Genomic DNA, 16,910 nt, shown 5'->3' with positions numbered 1-16,910 from the left:
ACAAAAGGAAGCTGTACTTTTGCAACTTGTTTTTTACTAAGACCGAAATATCTTTTTAATGGATTCATACATAATACTTTTTCTTTGTTTAGCGGCTTTTGCAGCTGGTTTTATTGATGCAATTGTTGGTGGCGGCGGATTAATACAAACACCAATGGGATTAATTTTATTGCCAAATCTTCCAGTTTCGACAGTTGTTGGAACATTAAAAATTCCTGCTTTTAGCGGAACCGCTTTTGCAGCTTTTCAATACTTAAAAAAAGTAGTTATTCAGTGGAAACTCTTAATTATTATGATGTGTCTGGCGGTTCCGTCAGCATTTTTAGGATCTACGATTTTGACTTTGGTTAGCAATGATTTTATGAAACCGCTTTTATTGGTGGTTTTATCTTTGCTGTTTGTATATACTTATGCCAAGAAAAATTTCGGACAGCATGTTGCAAAAGATCATTCTGCAGCAACTCAAATTATGTATGCCGTTGTCATTAGTATAATTGTTGGATTCTATGATGGTTTTATCGGTCCAGGAACAGGAAGTTTCTTTGTAGTTGCTTTTATAGCGCTTTTAGGCTTTGATTTTTTTCACGCTTCTGCGAATGCTAAAATGGTAAATCTAGCAACTAATTTTGGTTCGATTTGTCTGTTTATGATAAAAGGGAAAATCATTTGGGCAATCGCAATTCCGATGGCAATCAGCAACGGACTTGGAGGTTGGCTTGGAGCTAAATTAGCTATAAACAAAGGCAACGGATTTATTAGGATTTTCTTTTTAATTGTGGTTGTGGGAACTTTAATAAGATTTGCTTATGATATATTTTTTAAATAAAAAAAACTGCTAAAATTCATAAATTGATTTTTAGCAGTATCTCATTTTTTTTGAAAGAGTGCTTAATTTTTGATTATTTTAATAATTGCACTTTTATCTTCGACGTAAATTTTGGCAAAGTACAGACCTGATGTTAGAGTTGTAAAATCGATTTCTAAATTTTTTTTATCGTAGATATTGCTTGAAATAAGCTGTCCAAGTAAATTGTAAATTTCTATTTTAGTTATGTTTTCATTATTTGAAATACTATAAATACCTTTTACAGGATTGGGATAAGTAATTAAACTTGGAAGCTGGTTTTCTTTTACTCCTAATGTAGCAGAATAAACAGTAACAGGAAGTCTATAACTGCTTTCTGTGTTATTAATGGTTTGAGATGCGTAATATGTTGTGCCATTAACAAGTAATGTAGAAGACGGTAGAACGTCTTCACTCTTTCCTTTATTAGTTAATTTGCTATTAATACCGCAACTACTTTGTTGAGTATACCATTTTAGATCTGCTCCCGCAATTGTAAGATCTGCCAAAGTTTGTCCGTATGTAAAGGGCTGAAAAATTTCGCCTGCAGGATTTGGAGTAGAAGTGCTGTTTGAAGATTTATAACGAAAAATATTATGTTTCGTATTTTTATCAACTGTATCAAAACTGCCATAAAAGATTATGTCTTCACAATTTTGAATTTCAAATTGACTTCCAGATTTATAAATGGTTGTATTTAGTAATTTTCCTTCTTCACTAAGTGTTAATTTTGTAGTTGAATCTGTTTCGTAAGTAGAATAAAATACATTGATTTCCCCATTTTGATAAAAATCGAAACGGTCATAAGTATTAGAATAGGTTTTAGCAATTGAATATGGAGTAAAAGATGTATCAACAGATCCATTAGTATTTATTCTTGTAATTTTTTGATCAACAAGAGCTAATAATTTGCCATCGCTTAATTCTTTTACATTATAAAAAGGTTGAAATCCTACTTTAAAAGAAGAGTCCTTAGAGCCATCCTCGTTGAATTTTATTACAGCATCATAATCATAGACAGTATTTTCTCGGTAGAAAGAAATTAAGAATTTTTTGTCCGAAAGAGGAAATATGCCTACAGGTATTTGATTAAAAACGCCATTAAAATTATTGTCAATAGAGCCATTTGGATTAAGTTGTAGCACAGTATTGATAGTTGTGCCATAGTTGGTTCCATTTTTAACGAAAATTCCACTTCTCCCCATAACTAAAAACTTGCCATTTTCTAAAAGCTTGACATCTGTAATTCTACTGGAATAATCTTCAAAATTGAAGCTCTTATCTAAGCTGCCATCACTATTTAATCGAATGAGACTTTTTGAAATTCCATTTGCAGTTATGGCATTATTATGCATTAATAAAATCTTACCATCGGGTTGAGATATTATTAAATAATCATTCTGCGAGCTTAATGCATTTATTTTTACATTTGGATCTAATTTGAAAGAAGAATCATATTCGCCATTTTGATTAATTCTGCATACATTTTGAACGATGTTATCGTTGTATGTTGTAAAATCTCCAGCTAGAAGTATCTTTTGGTCTAATAAAACTTTTGCTGCAAAAGGGTATGCATATCTTTCATCCCATTGGTCAAATAATAGATTTGGACCTGAACTTGGATTAAAACTTAAATCAAGGCTTCCGTCTGAGTTTATTCTATGAATTTCAGTTCTTGTCATTCCCATGCTGTCCTTATAATCAGCATTGATAATCATTTTATCTTCCTGAAAGAATAATGTTCCTTTATTAAGCAGACTTACCGTATTAGAATATTTAAAAGTAGCATCAATTGACCCATCTGTATTTAAGCGAGTGAAGGTGCTATTGCCTACGTTTATTATTATTTTATTGTCTTTTTGTAAATAAACTTTCACTACTCTATCAGTTCTGCTGTCTAAAGATTTAAAAGAGGTATCTCTTGTTCCGTCAGCATTGAGCCTCACGATTTGGTAAGCGACGGTCCTGCCGTTTTCTTTATAGTTACATCCAACTGCAATTATTTTGCCGTCGGGCTGAACTATAATATCATCTATCGAACTATTATTTTCTGTTTCGAAACCATTGGTAACAAAATTTAGCTTGGGATCAACAGTAGCAATTACTTTAAAGGTAGGATCAATTTTACCATTTTCAAGATACCTTGATATAGTGGTAGCACTACCTAAGATTACATATTTTCCATCACTTTGTATAATTAGTTTATAGCCTCCACTTTGCAATTTAAAAGTATCATCGATAGTTCCATCTAGATTTAAACGTACACATCCTCCGGTATACACATCATTTACGGTTTCAAATACACCATGAATAATAACTTTACCGTCATCCTGATAAATTATATTTTTTATTTGTACTGGAGTGGAACTAACCATTCCAAAGATAGTGACAGGAAAACGAGGGTTAAGTGTTCCGTCTGCATTAAACGCTTTTAATTTATTGTCGTAATCAAGTGTTAAAAACGCTCCAGATGAATTAGCAAATATTCGGATCTCGTTTTCTGAAAAAGAATTAGCTGTATTAAAAGTTTTGTCGGGACTTCCATCTGGATTTAGAAGCATTACATTGTAATCATAATATCTTTCAAAAACACTTAAAATTTTATTGTTAGAAAGTACAACTGCACGTGATCCAATAATTTGATGATATATGCCATCATCTTTTGTATTAAAAGTGTGGTCAATTTCTGGATTTTGGGCAATTAATTTTACAGTTAATAATAGAAGTGCCAATAAGTAGTTTTTTCTCATAGGATAGATTTTGTTTTGGTGAATCAAATATAGTTTTTATTCCGATAAATCTTATTATTTTTTTTTCTCATTTCCAGATTGTATTTCTGTGATGTAAAAATCTTTGTTCAATAAAAAAATCATCTTGCTTTTTCTAGCCCCGATTGAGGCGGTATCCTCGTAGCGGAGCGGAGAGATATAGCCGAAAGCGGGAAACCATGTTTAATAAAATGCCAATTGTTTGGCTTCAGAAAAAACTTAGAACCTTAGCGTCTCAGCATCTTAGGAACTTTCTTTTTTAATTCTTATTTTTGCCTAAAAGGAGATAATTACATGCAGAAATATATTGACCAGCTCAACGAAGCGCAGAGAGCGCCTGTTTTACAAAAAGACGGGCCAATGATTATTATTGCTGGTGCAGGTTCGGGAAAAACCCGTGTTTTAACAATTAGAATTGCTTATTTGATGCATCAGGGAATTGATGCGTTTAATATTCTGTCGCTGACTTTTACCAATAAAGCGGCAAGAGAAATGAAGCACAGAATTTCTGATATTGTGGGAGCATCTGAAGCTAAAAATCTTTGGATGGGAACTTTTCACTCGATATTTGCACGTATTCTTCGTGCAGAATCAGAACTTTTAGGATATCCTTCCAATTTTACTATTTATGATTCTCAGGATTCGGCGCGTTTAATTTCTTCGATTATTAAAGAAATGCAGCTGGATCGTGATATTTATAAACCAAAACAGGTTTTAGGACGTATATCAAGTTATAAGAACAGCTTGATTACGGTGAAAGCCTATTTTAATAATCCTGAATTGCAGGAGGCCGATGCAATGGCTAAAAAGCCTAGGTTGGGAGAAATCTACCAACAATATGTGGAGCGTTGTTTTAAAGCCGGCGCAATGGATTTTGATGATTTATTATTGAAAACCAACGAATTATTGACTCGTTTTCCAGAGGTTTTGGCAAAATACCAAAATCGTTTCCGCTACATTCTGGTTGATGAGTACCAAGATACGAATCATTCTCAGTATTTGATTGTTAGGGCTTTGTCTGATAAGTTCCAGAATATTTGTGTAGTTGGAGATGATGCGCAGAGTATTTATGCTTTCCGTGGAGCGAATATCAATAACATTTTGAATTTCCAGAAAGATTATGAAGGGGTGGTGATGTATCGTTTAGAGCAAAATTACCGCTCGACACGTAACATTGTGGAAGCGGCAAATACGGTTATGGAGCATAATAAAACCAAACTGGATAAAGTGGTTTGGACGGCCAATGAGTTTGGTCCGAGAATAAAAGTGCACCGAAGTTTGACAGATGCCGAAGAAGGCCGTTTTGTAGCGAGTACTATTTTTGAACAGAAAATGCAGCATCAGCTTCATAATGGATCTTTTGCAATTTTATATAGAACCAATGCGCAGTCGCGTGCTATGGAGGATGCGTTGAGAAAACGTGATATTCCGTATAGAATTTATGGCGGATTGTCATTCTATCAGCGTAAAGAGATTAAAGACGTTTTATGCTATTTGCGTTTGGTTTTAAATCCGAAAGATGAAGAAGCTTTGATTCGTGTGATCAATTATCCAGCTAGAGGAATTGGAGATACAACGGTTGAAAAACTTACTATTGCGGCAAATCACTATAAACGTTCGATTTGGGAAGTAATGGTGAATATTGATAAAATCGATTTGAAGCTGAATGCTGGTACTAAAAATAAGCTGAAAGATTTTGTAACGATGATTCAGAGTTTTCAGGTTATTGATCAGAATCAGGATGCTTTTTATTTGACAGATCACGTTGCAAAAAAGACGGGATTAGTTCAAGAATTGAAAAAAGATGCTACTCCTGAAGGAATGGCCAAAATTCAGAATATCGAAGAGCTTTTAAATGGTATTAAAGATTTTACCGAAGGACAGAGAGAAATTGACGGAGCAAGAGGTGCGCTTTCTGAATTTATGGAAGATGTAGCTCTGGCAACAGATTTGGATAAAGATACGAATGATGAAGATCGTGTTGCTTTGATGACGATTCACTTAGCAAAAGGATTGGAGTTTCCGCACGTATTTGTGGTCGGAATGGAAGAGGATTTGTTTCCGAGTGCCATGAGTATGAGTACAAGAAGTGAGCTAGAAGAAGAGCGTCGATTATTCTATGTAGCATTGACCCGTGCAGAACATCAGGCTTATTTGACTTATGCCCAGTCTCGTTACCGTTGGGGAAAACTGACAGATAGTGAGCCATCTCGTTTTATTGAAGAAATTGAAGATCAGTATTTAGAATATTTAACACCTGCAGAAACCAATTATCGTTATAAATCTCCTATTGATGGTGATATTTTTGGCGATGTAGATAAATCAAAGCTAAGATTAAACAAACCGGTTGGCGGAACTCCTCCAGCTCATATTACTAAAGGGGAGCCTAAACCAGATTTGAATATTCGTAAATTGAAACCTGTTTCTGGAAATGCGCCAAGTAACGGAAATTCAAATTTATTTGACAGCAAGCTTACTGTTGGAAATGTCGTTATGCATGAACGTTTTGGAAAAGGAGAAGTAATTAATCTCGAAGGTGTTGGAGCAGACCGAAAAGCAGAAATTAAATTTGAAGTGGGCGGAATCAAGAAATTGTTGTTAAGATTTGCTAAATTAGATGTTGTAGGATAAAAAAATATGTTTCAGGTTTCAAGTTTTAGGTTATGTAAGTTAACTTGAAACTTGGAACATGAAACAAAATAAACTAAAAATTATGGCTGAATTTATAAAAATATATCCAGATAAACCTAGTGAAGCGGCAATTGCAAAAGTGGTAAAAGTCCTTCAGAATGGTGGTTTGGTAATTTATCCGACAGATACTGTTTATGGTTTAGGTTGTGATATTACCAATTCTAGAGCTTTAGAAAAGATTGCTAAAATAAAAGGAGTGAAATTAGATAAAGCCAAATTTTCTTTTATCTGTCATGATTTGAGCAATTTATCAGATTATGTGCGTCAGATTGATACATCAACTTTTAAGATATTGAAGAGAGCTCTTCCAGGGCCTTATACTTTTATTTTACCAGGAAACAATAATTTACCAAAAGAGTTTAAAAAGAAAACGACAGTTGGTATTCGTGTTCCTGATAATAATATCATTTTAGAAATTGTTCGCCAGTTAGGAAATCCTGTTGTTTCTACTTCTATTCGCGATGAAGATGATGTAATAGAATATACTACAGATCCAGAATTGATTTTTGAAAAATGGCAGCACCTCGTAGATATGGTAATAGATGGTGGCTATGGAGATAATGTAGGGTCAACAATTATTGATCTTTCTGAACATGAGCCAGTTATAGTAAGAGAAGGTAAAGGGGATATTGATATTTTGTAAAAAAATACACTAAAAGCATAAAAAACAAAAAATAATGAGTAACTTTATTATGTTAAAATTTAGTTAGTTACTTAAAGATAATGTTATTCTTAATTTGAAAGATTAAGAATACATAAAAGCAGGTCAATTGACCTGCTTTTTCTGTTTTTATAGTATGTAAAACAAGGATTTATTTAGCTTGTTTTTTCATTTCTTTTTCAATCATATCATAGAATTGATCGATTTTTGGCATAACAACAATACGAGTTCTTCTATTACGAGCTCTGTCTTCTGCAGTATCGTTAGAAACTAATGGAACGTAAGAGCTTCTACCAGCAGCGATTAATTTAGCTGGGTTTACACCAAGATCATTTGTTAATACACGAACGATAGAAGTAGAACGTTTAACACTTAAATCCCAGTTGTCTAAGATAATTCCATTACTCTTATATGGAACGTTATCAGTATGACCTTCAACCATACATTCGAAATCAGGTTTGTCGTTCACAACTTTAGCAACTTTTCCTAATACAGTTTTTGCTTTGTCGCTTACTTCATAGCTTCCGCTTTTGAATAATAATTTATCAGCGATAGAGATAAATACAACTCCTTTTTCAACATTGATTTCGATGTCTGGATCGTTAATACCTACAGCGCCTTTCAAGCTTGTAACTAGTGCTAAAGTAACACTGTCTTTTTTAGTTAAAGCATCTTGAAGTCTAGAAATTTTCAAATCTTTTTCTTTTAAACTTTCAAGAGATTTTTCAAGGTTTTCAGCACCTTTAGTAGTTAAGATAGTTAAATCTTTAGAACTATTGATTAAATCTTGATTATGTTGTTTGTAGCTTTCGGCTGTAGCAGCTAATCCAGCTTTTTCTTCTAAGCACGTATTTAATTTTACAGTACATGAGTTTAACAAATCTTGAGTCTCTTTGTTTTTAGCTTCCAACTCAGCATATTTCTTTTTAGAAACACATGATGTTAGAGCCATTAATACTGATAGTGCGATAACTATTTTTCTCATAAATTTAATTTTAATTAGACTTGAATTACAAATTTAGCTTTTAATATTTTGAATACTGTTAAAGATTTCTTTAAATAAGGCCAATTTTCTTATATAGTAAAGGAAAACGATACTTTTTACCATATAGTATTGCTGTATTTGAAAATCTTTTCGCTTTTTGAAATATTTTAAAGATAAGCAATAAAATGAAAAATGCGCTTTTAAAATAGCAAAAGTATGGGCGAACTTGCCTTGTGTAAGAAAACGGATGCCAGCAATACCATCTAAAACCATACGGAAGAATATCACCCAGAATAATCCTCTTTTTGGCAGATTTTTGACCATCATTAATAATGAATTTCTAAAATTCAAATAGGTTTTCTTTGGGTTTCCTTGCTGTAATGTTGCACCGCCAACATGGAAAACAACAGATTGCGAATTGTATTTTATAATATGTCCTTCATTTGCGGCCCTCCAGCATAAATCTATTTCTTCCTGATGTGCAAAGAAGCTTTCGTCAAAACCTCCTAGTTCATGATAAACATTTTTTCTTATAAAGAAACAAGCGCCCGAAGCCCAGAACAATTCAATGTTGTCATCATATTGTCCGTTATCTTTTTCAACGGTTTCAAACACTCTTCCTCTGCAGAAAGGAAAACCATATTTATCAATAAAGCCACCTGCTGCGCCTGCATATTCAAAATATTCCTTATTCTTAAAATCTAGAATTTTTGGTTGAATAATAGCAGTTTGCTTTTCTTGTTCGAAAGTTTCAAGAATTGGTTTAAGCCAATTTTCTGTAACTTCTATATCTGAATTTACTAATGCATATATTTCTGCATTAATATGTTGTAGGGCATCATTATAGCCTTTTGCAAAACCATGATTGCCTGAGTTTTTTACAATTTTTACGGTAGGGAATTTCTCTGTTACAAATGCAACAGAATTATCTGTAGAATCATTGTCGGCAACATAAATTGCTGCTCCTTCTGAAAACTGAATAACAGATGGTAAAAACTGCTCTAGCAATTTAACTCCGTTCCAATTTAAAATGACAACTGCTATTTTATCCAAAAGTATTCTAATTATTTATTTTTAATGGTTTTCTTTATAGTCGGGTAGGTTTCTTAAAAACTCATATTTTTCGTTTTCAAAATCCATCTGACAGTAAAAATGGTTTAGTCCGTTTGTGACATTCAAAAACCGTGCCTGCATTGTCATATTGTAACGGGCAATTTGATCAAAAGTTGCCTGTGAGATTTTAACTTCGGGGGCTTTGCATTCTACTAATATATGTATAGAACCGTCTGAGTTAAATACAACCACATCATAGCGTTTTCGTAATCCGTTGACAGTTAAAACTTTCTCTACGTTAATAAGCGATTTGGGATATTTTTTTTCATGCATCAGAAAATGAACAACGTGCTGACGAACCCATTCTTCTGGTGTTAGAATTATAAATTTTTTCCTGATTTCATCAAAAATAGACACTTTATTTTCGCTATTTTTGAATCGGAAAGTGTAAGCTGGGAAATTAAGTTTAAGCATAAAGCAAAAATATAAAATAGTTTCAGGTTTCAAGTTTAAAGTTTCAAGTTTTGAAACAGGGCTTGAAACTTTAAACTTGAAATAAAAGATTGAATGGACGAAGTAGTAAAAATTGTTAATGATATAAAAGCCGGAGATATTAAACCGATTTATTTTTTAATGGGTGAAGAACCTTATTATATAGATAAATTATCGGAATATATTGAAGAGAATGTTTTGGCTGAAGAAGAAAAAGGTTTTAATCAGACAGTTTTATACGGAAGAGATGTTTCTGTAGATGATATTATTTCAACGGCCAAGCGCTATCCTATGATGGCTGAACGTCAAGTTGTTATAGTGAAAGAAGCACAAGATTTGTCAAGAACAATTGATAAAATTGAATCTTATGTTGATAATCCGATGCAAACAACTGTTTTGGTTTTTTGTTATAAATATAAAACGCTGGATAAACGCAAGAAAGTTACCAAATTATTAGCTCAGAAAGGCGTTGTTTATGAGAGTAAAAAACTATACGAAAACCAAGTAGGAGACTGGATTAAGCGTGTTTTGGCTGGAAAGAAATATACTATCGATCCAAAAGCTAATGCAATGTTAGTGGAGTTTTTAGGAACAGATTTGAGTAAAATTAATAATGAGCTAGAAAAACTGCAGATTATTTTACCGCAAGGAACTATGATTACGGCAGAACATATTGAAGAAAATATTGGTTTTAGTAAAGATTATAATGTATTTGAACTTCGAAAAGCAATTGGAGAACGCAATCAGTTGAAGGCATATAAGATAGCAGAAAATTTTGCTCATAATCCGAAAGAATATCCTTTGGTTATGACTACTGGTTTGGTATTCGGTTTTTTTGTGCAACTCCTAAAATATCATGGATTAAAAGATAAAAGTCCTAAAAATGTGGCATCAGCACTTGGAGTTAATCCGTATTTCTTAAAAGAGTATGATTTGGCAGTAAAAAATTATCCAATGCGAAAAGTAAGTCAGATTGTTGGTGCTTTGCGTGATATTGATGTTAAGAGTAAAGGTGTGGGAGCTAATGCTTTACCTCAATCTGATTTGTTAAAAGAAATGCTGTATAAAATTTTTAATTAAGCCGTTAAAATTCACGATATTTGCCTTTCTAAAAATTTTGCATTAAAATATTTATAAAACTATGGGAATGAATAAAAATACCATTTTAGGATGGGCTACTTTAATAATGGTGCTAATGGGATTGTTGCTTATAGGTCTTGGAATCTTTAGGTACAGTGATGTTTCAGGCTGGGGATTTGGTGCTGTTGGAGTTGGTTTTTTTGCAAATGCGTGGGTATTCAATGCTTTGAAAGGCAGAGTTTAAAAGATTAAAATTTAGAAAAAGTAAATAATTGTAATAAAAAAAATAAAAAATGTCAGACGATAAGAAAGTAATTTTCTCAATGCAAAAATTGAGTAAAACCTATCAAGGAGCAGACAAACCAGTTCTTAAAAATATCTATTTGAGTTTCTTTTACGGAGCAAAAATTGGTATTTTAGGTCTTAATGGTTCTGGAAAATCTTCACTTTTAAAAATTATTGCTGGAGTTGATAAAAACTATCAAGGAGATGTTGTTTTTCAGCCAGGCTATACAGTAGGATACTTGGAGCAAGAGCCAATTCTTGATGATTCTAAAACTGTAATCGAAATTGTTCGCGAAGGAGCTGCAGAAACGATGGCAGTTTTAGAAGAGTACAATCAAATTAATGATTTATTTGGTCTTGAAGAAAATTACTCAGATCCAGATAAAATGGATAAATTGATGGACCGTCAAGCGGCTTTACAAGACAAAATTGATGCTCTTGGTGCTTGGGAAATCGACACCAAATTAGAAATCGCAATGGATGCATTGCGTACGCCAGAAGGTGATACGCCAATTAAAAACCTTTCAGGAGGAGAGCGTCGTCGTGTGGCATTATGCCGTTTATTATTGCAACAGCCAGATGTATTGTTGTTAGATGAGCCTACCAATCACCTTGATGCTGAGTCAGTTTTATGGTTGGAGCAGCACTTAGCACAATATTCAGGAACTGTAATTGCTGTAACGCACGACCGTTATTTCTTGGATAATGTTGCGGGATGGATTTTGGAGTTAGATAGAGGAGAGGGTATTCCATGGAAAGGAAACTATTCTTCTTGGTTGGATCAAAAATCTAATCGTTTGGCACAAGAAGAAAAAGTGGCTTCTAAACGTAGAAAAACTTTAGAGCGTGAGTTGGAGTGGGTTCGTCAAGGTGCAAAAGGTCGTCAGACAAAACAAAAAGCTCGTTTACAGAACTACGACAAATTATTGAATGAAGACCAAAAACAATTGGATGAGAAATTAGAAATCTACATTCCAAATGGTCCTCGTTTAGGTACAAATGTTATTGAAGCTAAAAATGTTGCAAAAGCTTTTGGCGATAAATTATTATACGACAATTTGAATTTTACTTTGCCTCAAGCGGGTATTGTTGGAATTATCGGACCAAACGGTGCTGGTAAATCTACTATTTTCAAAATGATCATGGGTGAACAAGCTACTGACAGCGGAGAATTTTCTGTAGGAGATACAGTGAAAATTGCTTACGTAGATCAGTCACACTCGAACATTGATCCGAACAAATCAATCTGGGAAAACTTTGCTGATGGTCAGGAATTGATTATGATGGGTGGAAAACAAGTTAACTCGAGAGCTTACTTATCACGTTTCAACTTTGGTGGTGGAGAGCAAAACAAAAAAGTTTCAATGCTTTCTGGTGGTGAACGTAACCGTTTACACTTAGCAATGACATTGAAAGAAGAAGGAAACGTACTTTTACTGGATGAGCCTACGAATGACCTTGATGTAAATACACTTCGTGCACTTGAAGAAGGATTGGAGAATTTTGCTGGTTGTGCTGTAATTATTTCTCACGACAGATGGTTCTTGGATAGAATTTGTACGCATATTTTAGCTTTTGAAGGAGATTCTGAAGTTTATTTCTTTGAAGGAAGTTTTACTGAATACGAAGAAAACAAAAAGAAACGTCTTGGTAATGACTTAACTCCAAAACGTTTGAAATATAGAAAATTGATTAGATAATATAAAAATAATTTTCAAACTTTTAAAATCCCAAATTCCAAATTTATGGAGTTTGGGATTTTTGTTTTGAATTGTATATGTAAAGAAAACCCGACAGGTTTTAAAAACCTGTCGGGTTTGAATTCAATATGTTTTAAGTAAAGTATTTCATTTCGAGAAACAAGGCTCGAGCGATAGCGAACAGGCGAAGCAAATCTTCACAAGAAACTCCATAAAGTATATAATTGGAATTTAGAATTTAAGAAATCGGAATTTTTTAAAGAAATTTAGCTTTCAACTCTGGAGTTGGAATCATGCAACTTTCTTTCTTGCCGTACCAATTGTACCTGTTCTTTGCAACATAATCATAAATTCTGTCACTGATAAAAATGGGTACAATTCTAAAAATCGGAGTCAGTTTCCAAAGTCCGCCAAAATTTTTAGCGATTTCGATAATTGCTGAAGATTTATAAAAGTAAGCTGTTTTTGGATCATATAAAATAATGCTATCCATTTTAGAAAAACTGATTCCTAGATGTTTACAGATTAAAACACCCAAATCTGATTGCAATGCAACAAATCTGAAAATGTCTTTTTTGTCATGGTTTATAATAAATTGTACAGCAGAACTGCACAGGTTACAAACTCCGTCAAAAAGAACTATTTTTTTGTTTTTTGCAGTCATTGCGAGGTACGAAGCAATCTCACGATGTTTTTCCATTACAATTTTATGTTATATAGTCATTATATTTTCAATTTCATCAAATAGATCTTCCCATTTTGGATTTATAGAACGTATTAAATTATTTTTCGCTTCTCTAGATCCCGCCTTTATTTGTTTTTCCCTTGCAATTGCATCCTCAATCCATTGAAATTGCTCGTAGTAAACTAGAATGTTGAGATTGTATTTTGCTGAAAATGATTTAGGGTATTTTTTGTTTTTATGTTCTAAGATTCTTTTGGGGAGATTTGATGTTACTCCAACATACACGACTGTTTGATATTTGTTTGTTATAATAATACAAATCCTGGTTTCATATTTTCTTTTTTAAGTTTTGTTAATTTGAAGAGCAACCATACTTAGTGTGATTGCTTCGTTCCTCGCAATGACAAAACTAGTAAAAATAAAATTTGTAAGTTTTTTATTATTTATAGATAATAATTATTGATTTTGTTTATTCGATAAATTCGATAAATTAAAAATGGCTTTCATAAATTGGTTTAAATGAATTTTTAAAAAATGCCGACCTACTTTTGTGTAATTTTTAAAATAATCGCTTAAATCGCTTTATTTTTATTTTGGCATTTTTTGATTAATTTTTTATACTGAAAACTGCCACTGCGACCGAAAACTTTATTTCTTAACTGCTTCTACCAATTCCAGTTCATCGAGATTTACTTTCGAAGTAAAAATACCATAATTTACAATTGCTTTGTTTTTTTCGATTGAATCGATACTTCCAACAGATCTTCCATCTAGCATTCTTACTCGGTCACCAACTTTTAAGATTGGTTTTGGTTTTTCGACGACTGGTTTTAGTTTTTTCTCTTTTTTCTCTTTTCGAATTTCCTCAACTTTCACTTGTACTTCAGCCAAAACTTCTTTTTGTTTTTCAACTTTTGCTTTGACTTCTTTTGGAGTTGCTTTTTTTCGTTTTGAATTTTCAATTTCAACAATTTTCAAAAACTCACCAATTAGTTCTTTTTTATTTTTGTTGTTGAAATACTTCTCAGCTATATCATCAATTTTTTGCCCGATGTAAATTATTTTTTGATTACTGTCATATAATTCCTGATAGCTTTCTAATTTCTGTTGGATTCTAGTATTGATGTTTTCCATCTTTTTACTTTCTTCACGAGCACGCGTTTCTTCTTCTTTTAAATTCAAAGAAGTTTTTTCCAGCTTCGATCTTTCTTTCTGAAGTGTTGCGATGGTTTTATCAAAACGAACTTTTCCGACTTCAATTTTCTTTTTCGCACGATTAATTAATCCAAACGGAATTCCATTTTTTTGAGCGACTTCAAAAGTAAACGAACTTCCAGCTTGACCTAGCGCCAACTTGTACATTGGTTCAAGAGATTTTTCATCGAACATCATATTGGCATTTGTAGCATAAGGCAATTCGTTTGCCAAAATCTTCAAATTAGAATAATGCGTTGTGATAATTCCGAAAGCTTCTCGATGGTAAAATTCTTCCAGGAAAATTTCAGCCAAAGCTCCACCTAATTCAGGATCAGAGCCTGTACCAAATTCGTCAATTAAAAACATGGTTTTCTTGTTGCATTTCTTCAAGAAATAATTCATGTTTTTCAATCGATAGCTGTATGTACTTAGGTGATTTTCAATAGATTGATTATCTCCAATGTCAGTTAAAATTCTGTCAAACAAGAAAGTTTCACTTCTTTCGTGAACTGGAATCAAAATTCCAGATTGCAACATTAATTGTAATAATCCAACTGTTTTTAAGGAAATGGTTTTTCCTCCAGCGTTTGGTCCAGAAATTACAATAATTCTATTTTCTTGTTTTAGTTCAATAGTTTGTGGATGCGTAACTTCTTTTTTCTGTTTGTTGTTTAAATATAAAATTGGATGATATGCTTCTCGGAAGAATAATCTTCTTTCTTCTGTAATTGTTGGCAGGATTCCATTTATGCGATTTGCATATTTTGCTTTTCCAGCAACCACATCAATATCACTTAGAAAATCTTGATATTCGACTAGCAAAGGAAGATAAGGACGAATTACATTTGATAAATTTTTTAAAATTCTCGTAATTTCTTCTTTCTCTTCGTATTCTAAATTGGCTAATTCTCTAGAATATTTTAAAGTAGCTTCAGGTTCGATATAAGCAATGCTTCCAGTTTTGGAACTTCCTAAAATAGAACCTTTTACTTTACGACGATACATGGCTAAAACGGCTAAAACCCTACGGTTTTGCACGAAGCTTTCTTTGATATCGTCCAAATAACCAAGGCTATTGTATTGAGTTAGGGCCACGCCAAAACTTTGATTCACTTTTCCGCGAACCAGATTCATATTTTGTCTAATTCCGGCTAGAGCAGGAGATGCGTTGTCTTTAATTTCTCCGTATTTATCTACAATAGCGTCAATTGCAGTTATGATGTCTTTGGTCAATTCTACTCTTGAAGCTCTTGCATTTAAGTTTGGATAATAATCGTCAAACTTTTTTAAGAAATTTAATAAGACGTTTGTCGTTGCAGAAAGATTAGCGATTTTTCTAAAACTTCCTACTTCAAGAAAACTGTCTTCGATGGCAAGAAATTTAATTTCGTGCGTTATGGCGTCAAATCCGTGATTCGGAATGGCGTTATTATTTTGAAAAGAAGACACATACTCTGATGTTTGCATCAAAGCTTGCATTAATTCTTCTTTATCTCTAAATGGTTTTATTTGTAAAGCCTTTTCCTTTCCAATATCGGTATTGCAACCATCAGAAATGGTTTCAAGCACCGTTGGGAATTGTAAATCTTGTAATGTTTTTTCTGTAATAGATATCATTATATATCGTAAGTTGTAAAGATTTCAAAGTTACAAAGTTTTAAAAATTAAATGGCACTAATAATTGGTAGTTTGAATAAAACTTTGCTTTATTTGTAATAAAATTTGTAAAATGAAAATTAATTTAGCTCAAGACTGGCAAGGTGTTTTAAAAGATGAAATAGAGAAACCGTATTTTCAGGAATTAATGACAGCGCTTAATGTTGAATATAAAACGCATACTTGTTATCCTCCTGCAGAGTTGATTTTTTCAGCATTTAACAATTGCAGTTTTGATGCTGTAAAGGTTGTTATTATTGGTCAAGATCCTTATCATGGAGAAGGAGAAGCCAATGGATTAAGCTTTTCTGTAAATGATGATATTAAAATACCGCCTTCGTTGCGAAATATTTTTAGAGAAATAAACACTGATTTTGATTCGATTTTTATGCCAACTTCTGGTAATCTTCAAAAATGGGCTCAACAAGGAGTTTTGCTTCTTAATGCTTCTTTGACAGTTCGTAAAGATAGTCCAAATAGTCATAAACACTTAAAATGGAATTTATTTACTGATGCTGTTATTAAAGCTATTTCTGATCAGAAAGAAAATGTTGTTTTTCTTTTATGGGGAAGTTTTGCTCAGAAAAAAGGATCAAAAATTGACAGGTCAAAACATAATGTTTTAGAATCGGGCCACCCTTCACCCATGAGTGCTAATCAGGGGAAATGGTTTGGGAATAAGCATTTTAGCCAAACTAACCATTTTTTAAAATCCAAAGGATTAAAAGAAATTGAATGGTGATTTTTTTTAAGTTACAAAGGTTTAGAGTTACAAAGTTACAAAGGTCAAAAACTTTAGATCTTTTTGATTTT

At 32.8% G+C, this 16,910-nt stretch carries 14 protein-coding genes; 7 read left to right on the top strand and 7 right to left on the bottom strand.

Annotated elements, in window-relative coordinates; all coding sequences use genetic code 11:
* The first annotated feature begins 58 nt into the window (after positions 1 to 58).
* Positions 59 to 826: a sulfite exporter TauE/SafE family protein gene (locus DM397_RS13815; RefSeq protein WP_111378092.1), complete on the top strand. Its 768-nt coding sequence runs from the start codon at positions 59 to 61 to the stop codon at positions 824 to 826.
* A gap of 62 nt (positions 827 to 888) precedes the next feature.
* Here the strand turns inward: DM397_RS13815 and DM397_RS13810 are convergent, their stop codons facing one another.
* Positions 889 to 3,594 carry a T9SS type A sorting domain-containing protein gene (locus DM397_RS13810; RefSeq protein ID WP_111378091.1) on the bottom strand — a complete coding sequence of 902 codons (2,706 nt, stop codon included), beginning with the start codon at positions 3,592 to 3,594 and terminating at the stop codon, positions 889 to 891.
* A gap of 312 nt (positions 3,595 to 3,906) precedes the next feature.
* Between DM397_RS13810 and DM397_RS13805 the strand changes: the two genes are divergently transcribed.
* Entirely contained in the window at positions 3,907 to 6,243 is a 2,337-nt protein-coding gene (locus DM397_RS13805; protein WP_111378090.1) for an ATP-dependent helicase, read from the top strand.
* A gap of 82 nt (positions 6,244 to 6,325) precedes the next feature.
* Positions 6,326 to 6,946 carry an L-threonylcarbamoyladenylate synthase gene (locus tag DM397_RS13800; RefSeq protein ID WP_111378213.1) on the top strand — a complete coding sequence of 207 codons (621 nt, stop codon included), beginning with the start codon at positions 6,326 to 6,328 and terminating at the stop codon, positions 6,944 to 6,946.
* Positions 6,947 to 7,115: 169 nt separating this feature from the next.
* On the opposite strand, the gene DM397_RS13795 is transcribed toward DM397_RS13800, so the two are convergent.
* From DM397_RS13795 to DM397_RS13785, 3 genes are read right to left on the bottom strand one after another with little or no spacing between them, the layout of a single operon-like run.
* Positions 7,116 to 7,949 carry an OmpA/MotB family protein gene (locus tag DM397_RS13795; protein ID WP_111378089.1) on the bottom strand — a complete coding sequence of 278 codons (834 nt, stop codon included), beginning with the start codon at positions 7,947 to 7,949 and terminating at the stop codon, positions 7,116 to 7,118.
* Positions 7,950 to 7,982: 33 nt separating this feature from the next.
* On the bottom strand, positions 7,983 to 9,002 hold the full coding sequence (locus DM397_RS13790; RefSeq protein ID WP_111378088.1) for a glycosyltransferase family 2 protein: 1,020 nt from the start codon (positions 9,000 to 9,002) through the stop codon (positions 7,983 to 7,985).
* 21 nt (positions 9,003 to 9,023) lie between these two features.
* Positions 9,024 to 9,476 (bottom strand): type I restriction enzyme HsdR N-terminal domain-containing protein, encoded by a 453-nt coding sequence (locus DM397_RS13785; protein WP_111378087.1) that lies wholly within the window; start codon positions 9,474 to 9,476, stop codon positions 9,024 to 9,026.
* 93 nt (positions 9,477 to 9,569) lie between these two features.
* Here DM397_RS13785 and holA point away from each other — a divergent pair, with 93 nt between their 5' ends.
* The 3 genes from holA (at position 9,570) to ettA (ending at position 12,559) form a co-directional block, all read left to right on the top strand.
* The gene (holA, locus tag DM397_RS13780; RefSeq protein WP_111378086.1) at positions 9,570 to 10,574 is read left to right on the top strand and encodes a DNA polymerase III subunit delta; all 1,005 of its coding nucleotides are present in this window, start codon (positions 9,570 to 9,572) and stop codon (positions 10,572 to 10,574) included.
* Positions 10,575 to 10,635: 61 nt separating this feature from the next.
* Entirely contained in the window at positions 10,636 to 10,818 is a 183-nt protein-coding gene (locus DM397_RS13775) for a CAL67264 family membrane protein (RefSeq protein ID WP_008464023.1), read from the top strand.
* Positions 10,819 to 10,867: 49 nt separating this feature from the next.
* On the top strand, positions 10,868 to 12,559 hold the full coding sequence (ettA, locus tag DM397_RS13770) for an energy-dependent translational throttle protein EttA (RefSeq protein ID WP_111378085.1): 1,692 nt from the start codon (positions 10,868 to 10,870) through the stop codon (positions 12,557 to 12,559).
* A gap of 256 nt (positions 12,560 to 12,815) precedes the next feature.
* On the opposite strand, the gene DM397_RS13765 is transcribed toward ettA, so the two are convergent.
* The 3 genes from DM397_RS13765 to DM397_RS13755 form a co-directional block, all read right to left on the bottom strand.
* A complete protein-coding gene (locus DM397_RS13765) occupies positions 12,816 to 13,259 on the bottom strand; it encodes a thiol-disulfide oxidoreductase DCC family protein (protein ID WP_111378084.1) in 444 nt (147 codons plus the stop codon).
* 12 nt (positions 13,260 to 13,271) lie between these two features.
* Positions 13,272 to 13,529: a GIY-YIG nuclease family protein gene (locus tag DM397_RS13760; RefSeq protein WP_317048805.1), complete on the bottom strand. Its 258-nt coding sequence runs from the start codon at positions 13,527 to 13,529 to the stop codon at positions 13,272 to 13,274.
* Positions 13,530 to 13,892: 363 nt separating this feature from the next.
* Positions 13,893 to 16,058 carry an endonuclease MutS2 gene (locus DM397_RS13755; RefSeq protein WP_111378083.1) on the bottom strand — a complete coding sequence of 722 codons (2,166 nt, stop codon included), beginning with the start codon at positions 16,056 to 16,058 and terminating at the stop codon, positions 13,893 to 13,895.
* 112 nt (positions 16,059 to 16,170) lie between these two features.
* Here DM397_RS13755 and DM397_RS13750 point away from each other — a divergent pair, with 112 nt between their 5' ends.
* Positions 16,171 to 16,839, top strand: a complete 669-nt coding sequence (locus tag DM397_RS13750; RefSeq protein WP_111378082.1) for a uracil-DNA glycosylase — start codon at positions 16,171 to 16,173, stop codon at positions 16,837 to 16,839.
* Positions 16,840 to 16,910: the final 71 nt, after the last annotated feature.

Source organism: Flavobacterium nitrogenifigens, from assembly GCF_003254565.1.
Classification (GTDB): Bacteria; Bacteroidota; Bacteroidia; order Flavobacteriales; family Flavobacteriaceae; genus Flavobacterium; species Flavobacterium nitrogenifigens.
Note: the sequence above shows the minus strand (reverse complement) of the source record. Positions and strands in the feature narration are given on the sequence as shown.